Raw genomic sequence first — 4,589 nt, forward strand, 5'->3', positions numbered from 1 at the left:
CTCGAGCCGACGGCCGACGGTTTCCGCAACTATTTCGGTAGCGGCAACCGCCAGTCGCCCGCGGAGATGCTGGTCGATCGCGCGGACCTGCTGGGGCTGACCGTCCCGGAGATGACGGCGCTGGTGGGCGGCATGCGCGCCTTGGGTGCCAACGCCGGTGGTGTCGAGTACGGCATATTCACGGACCATCCCGGTACGCTGAACAACGACTTCTTCGTCAACCTGCTCGACATGGGAACGAAATGGTCGAAATCGAACAACGCCGACGGCATCTACGAGGGTCGCGACCGTGTCACGGGCGAGCTGAAGTGGACGGCGACGCCGGTGGATCTGATCTTCGGATCGAACGCCGAGCTGCGTGCCGTCGCGGAGGTCTATGCGTCCGACGATGGTGACGAGGAATTCGTCCGCGACTTCGTCGCTGCATGGAACAAGGTGATGACGGCCGACCGCTTCGACCTTTCCTAATTCGACGAGCAGAAGGAGCCGAGCCGAGGCCGGGCGACGCCGGCCTCGGCTCGGTCCAGGTGGCCAACGGACTCGGCATGCCCGCAATCGATCAACGACACGTCTACGATATTGAGCAGGCGGAACCCAATGAAGGCCTATGTCATCGCCCCCGACACCCAATCCATCGACGAGGGCGCTGCCTTTCAGGACGTGGAGGTCGGCATCGAGGACCTGCGTGCCCGGACCAAGTACCTGTAGCCTCCTTTTTGGAGCCCGCATTCGGCTCGCCCCGGCCTTCGGCTCCTATCCGGAAGCGAGGCTGCCGGCGCTATCAAGTCTCTGTGGCACTTTGACGACGACACCGGGCCGCGAGGCCGCGACCAGCCGGCCCACCACCGCCGCCGGCACGCCGGCCAGCCGCAGGGCCTCGAGGGCGTTGTCGAGGCGCTCGGGCGCGAAGCAGATCAACAACCCGCCGGAGGTTTGGGGATCGGCCAACAGCAGGCGTTGCCACTCCTCCAACGCGGGGTCGAAGTCCAGCCGCCCGAGATAGGCCTCGTAATTGGTCCTGGCCCCGCCGGGGAAGAGACCCAGACGGGCCATCTCGAGCGCCTCGTCCAGCACCGGCACCGCCGGAAAATCGATCTCGGCACCGAGTCCCGCACCCTCCGCCATCTCCAGCAGATGGCCCAACAGGCCGAAGCCGGTGACATCGGTCGCTGCACGTGCACCGTGCTCCACCATGATCTCCGCGGCCCGTGCATTGGCCGTCAGCATCAGCTCCGTGACCAGCCGCGTACCTTCTTTAGACAGGCGCTCGTTCTTGATGGCGGTGGTCATAACACCGATGCCGAGGGGCTTGGTGAGCACCAGCAGGTCCCCGACGCGTCCGCCACCCTTGAGCGTCACCTGATCGGGATGGACGATCCCGGTCACCGCCAGGCCGAACAGGGGCTCCGGGTTCTTGACCGTATGCCCGCCCAGCACCGGCACTCCGACGGCCGCGGCGCCCTCGACCAGCCCGCGCAGCACCTCGGCGAGCACGTCGAGCGGCAGGCGGGTATCCGGGAATCCCGCCACCGAGAGGGCCGAGATGGGCCGTGCGCCCATCGCATAGATGTCGGAGAGGCTGTTGATGGCGGCGATGCGCCCGTAGTCATAGGGATCGTCGACCACCGGCGTGAAGGCATCCACCGTGGTCACCAGTGCGAGATCCTCGCGCACGCGAATGACACCGCAATCGTCCGGGGCTTCAAGCCCCGTGATCACGTCCGGGTGGGTGCTGATCGGCAATCTGCGCAGAACCTGCGACAGCTCGGCAGGGCCGAGTTTCGCCGCTCAGCCCGCGCAGGTCGCGAGCTGCGTCAGTCGAATGATCGTGGTTTCTTTAGGGTCACTCATAGCGTTGTCATCGACGCACGAAACAAGAGGTGCGGGGCCGATCGACCGGAGTCCACAGGCCCCACGACGCGAAGGCACACAGGCGCCGAGACTCGGGTGGAACCAAAGGGGACGGATGGCGGAAGAGAGCAGGAGTCGAACCTACCAGGGACCGCTTGACAGCCCCTCCCGGTTTTGAAGACCGGGCGCCCCACCGGGGAACGATCTCTTCCTTTGTTCATCGCGAGATCCACTGATGGACCGCGCTTTCGGGACGCAACAGGTGGTCGTCTCGAGCGCGGCGAGTGTAGCCGATGCGATCGAAGAACTCGAGAATCCGGATCGCCACCTTACGGCCCCCGCCGCCGTCGGGGAAAATGATGTCACGAAATGGGGCAGCGCGTGCGGCACCCTGCTCCTCGTTCAGCTGCTGCACGATGCTGGCCAGCTGCGCAACAGCGTTGGCGGTGAAATAGTGATCGTGCGCGACCGGGTAGAGCTCTCCGGCACGGGCGACCCGCTTGAACAATTGCCGTACGGCCGCCTCCGGCGTGCCCGATGCCTGGTGCACGTCACGGACCCGCGGCGGATTGAAGGGCTGCGTCTCCAATAGCGGCTTGAGCTCGGCATAGAGCTCGCGGTCGGCGGCGGTGAGGCTGACGCGATGGCTCGGGAGGTGCAGCCAGGACCGCGTCTGGGTGATCGCTTCAGCGGCAAGGAGCTCGGCAATCAGGGCATCGAACGCCGGACGCGCCAGGTTGATCGAGGTCATCCGACGCAGCCGCTCTGGCTCGACACCGATCATGTCGGGGGCCCGTTCATGCTCACTGGCCAAGGCGACGAGCAACCGGGACTTCAGCGCGGCCCAGGCCGGTCGTGCGACGCCGATGGATGCGTTGCCGGCCTGCTGGATCACGCGCAGATCGGTGCGCCGCCACAGTGTCTCAGACTCTGCGTCGCCAAGGTTCCAGCTCAGGGAGAAGCGATCGAGGTCGATACCGGCTGCGGCCTGGGTGGCGAGGACCCCGAGTGAGACGGCCGGATCGTCCACCCGCATCCCATCGAGCAGCGCCAGGCGCTCGGGTGCGCGCTTGTGGCGAGTGGGGGGAAAGATGTCGAGCACCCGGCCACCGGCGACGGTACGCTGCGCGCCCGCATCCCGCAGGACGAAGCGATCCCCGCGCAGCGCCAGCGTGGGCTGCTCCAGCAGGATCTCCACCAGCGCCGTGTCACCGGCGTCCACCTTGCGACAGTCGAGCAAGGCGACCCGCCCGATGACGTCCTTGGTCCCGAGGTGCACATGCACGCTCTGCATGTGAGTCAATGGCTTCTGGTTTGGCGGCACACGCAGCTCGCCCTGAAGGCGCGACAGGGGGATTGCGAGCGCGGGATCGACCACCCACATCCCGCGCTCGATGTCACTCTTATCGAAATCTCCCTTGAGCGCCAACGCGCAGCGCTCGCCGGCCTGGCCGCGCTCGGCAGGTCGATCCTGAACGTGCAGACCGCGCACCCGTGCCTTCAGACCGGGTGGTGAGATCATCACCGAATCGCCGACGGCGATGGCCCCGGCTTGCGCGGTGCCCGTCACGACCGTGCCCACGCCCGTGAGCGAGAAGCTGCGGTCGATCGCCAGCCGAAAGCGCCCCGCTACTGGTCGCCGACCGAATGCCGCAGCCGCGGTCTCCAAGTGGGCACGCAAGGCGGCGACCCCTTCACCCGTACGGCCCGATACCGGGAAGAGCGGACTGTCGGAGAGACCGGTGCGAGCCAGGAGCTCGGCCACCTCGCCCCGTGCTTCATCGAGCCGATCCGGCGAGACGGTATCGGACTTGGTCAGCGCGACCGCACCCTGAGTCAGCCCGAGCAGGTCGAGTAGCTCGAGGTGCTCACGCGTCTGGGGCATCGGACCGTCGTCGGCGGCGACGACCAGGAGGACGAAGTCGATGGCCGTCGCACCCGCGAGCATGTTGCGAATCAGCTTCTCATGTCCGGGCACATCGACGAAGCCCAGCACCGAGCCATCGGCGAGCGGTGCATAGGCATAGCCCAGATCCAAGGTGATGCCCCGCGCCTTCTCCTCCGGCAGACGGTCCGCATCCACGCCGGTGAGCGCCTTCACCAGCGTGGTCTTGCCATGGTCGATATGGCCGGCGGTCCCGATCAGCATGGTTTCAGCCTGCCTTCAGGTGCGCGAGCTGGCGGCAAAACTCGCTCTCCTCGCCTGGGGCAAGGCAACGCAGATCCAGGAGCAGCGCGTCGTTCTCGATGCGGCCGATGACCGGACGGCGAAGTCCACGCAACGCCGCCTCGATCCGATGGAGCACGCCGCTCCTCCTTCCTTGCGGGCGCACGGCAAGGCCGGCCGAAGGAAGCCGATCGATGGGTAGCGAGCCGGAGCCGATCTGAGACTTGAGCGGGACGATCTCGACGTCGACCGGTAGCCCGGACAGGGCATCTCGCAGACAGTGCTGCAGCCGCTGCGCGGCGCTCCGGATCTCCGGCTCGGGACGGGTCAGCTGCTGCAGCGCGGTCAGGCGCTCGTGCAATCGATCGGGGTTACGGTAGAGGCGGAGCACGGCCTCGAGTGCGGCCAAGGTGATCTTTCCGACGCGCAGCGCGCGCTTGAGCGGGTTTTTCTTGATCTCGGCGATCAGGTCCCCGCGACCGACCACCAGTCCTGCCTGGGGGCCACCCAGCAGCTTGTCGCCGGAAAAGGTTACCAGGTCGGCGCCGGCGGCGATATTCTCGCGCGGTGT

2 protein-coding genes, 1 tRNA gene and 2 pseudogenes are annotated in these 4,589 nt (G+C 66.7%); 1 reads left to right on the plus strand and 4 read right to left on the minus strand.

Going from position 1 to position 4,589, the window contains the following annotated elements; translation table 11 throughout:
* On the plus strand, nucleotides 1-468 hold a 468-nt coding region (locus LJE61_RS05305), incomplete at its 5' end, for a peroxidase family protein (protein WP_367114908.1).
* Between the two features lie 285 nt (nucleotides 469-753).
* Here the strand turns inward: LJE61_RS05305 and selD are convergent.
* From selD to LJE61_RS05325, 4 genes and pseudogenes are all read right to left on the minus strand, one after another.
* Nucleotides 754-1,776, minus strand: a pseudogene (gene selD / locus LJE61_RS05310) (selenide, water dikinase SelD); the annotation flags it as partial.
* Nucleotides 1,777-1,967: 191 nt separating this feature from the next.
* A tRNA-Sec gene (locus LJE61_RS05315) sits at nucleotides 1,968-2,063 on the minus strand.
* A gap of 5 nt (nucleotides 2,064-2,068) precedes the next feature.
* A complete protein-coding gene (selB, locus tag LJE61_RS05320) occupies nucleotides 2,069-4,000 on the minus strand; it encodes a selenocysteine-specific translation elongation factor (protein WP_296917698.1) in 1,932 nt (643 codons plus the stop codon).
* Nucleotides 4,001-4,004: 4 nt separating this feature from the next.
* Nucleotides 4,005-4,589: pseudogene (locus LJE61_RS05325) on the minus strand (aminotransferase class V-fold PLP-dependent enzyme); the annotation flags it as partial.

It is taken from the genome of Thiocapsa sp. (assembly GCF_022340925.1).
Classification (GTDB): Bacteria; Pseudomonadota; Gammaproteobacteria; order Chromatiales; family Chromatiaceae; genus Thiocapsa.